The 552-nt window shown below is 42.0% G+C and carries 1 protein-coding gene; it reads left to right on the forward strand.

Features of this window, described 5'->3' with window-relative positions; translation table 11 throughout:
- Nucleotides 1–198: hypothetical protein (locus R7Z47_RS26345; protein WP_318130964.1), on the forward strand; the 198-nt coding region annotated here is incomplete at its 5' end.
- Nucleotides 199–552: the final 354 nt, after the last annotated feature.

Here is a 552-nt window from a genome sequence, read left to right on the forward strand (position 1 = left end):
GATCCAAACCAGCCGATTGAAGAAGTCTATGGCAAGGAACGCATAGACAGAATCAGAAACGGCGATGATACATGCATGTATGAATACAAAACCGATGAAGATGGAAATATCAAAAGTATACGACTTGAGGGAAAACCTATTCACTGCAAAGATCTTCTAACGTTTTTCATCATGCAAAACAAAGACAAACTAAAATGACATACTCAGCGTTTGGTATGTCATTTCATTAGTGCAGCATTATGTGTGTTATGTTACGGGCTCTCACTTCAAAGCGATTCTCTTTCCTGGCATGTACGGCAAGCCGACAATGAGCAAGTCTCTCGCCCACCCTTTGCGCGTTCTAGGCCAAAGGCGAACCACTCAACATAACACTCACCCATAATGCGCACTAAGGATAAGGGTTAAGGTGCTCGAAAAGCCTATCCCAAAGCACATACCAAACAAAGCTCAAAAAGAACCAAAACGGTGAATGCCACCATGAAAACTCATAGGCATCTATCCAAGCGATAATAGAATCAATCATAAATAAGTCCTGTGTGAACGTGCCAAAGA

Source organism: Vibrio sp. 1641 (assembly GCF_033339995.1).
Taxonomy (GTDB): Bacteria; Pseudomonadota; Gammaproteobacteria; order Enterobacterales; family Vibrionaceae; genus Vibrio; species Vibrio alginolyticus.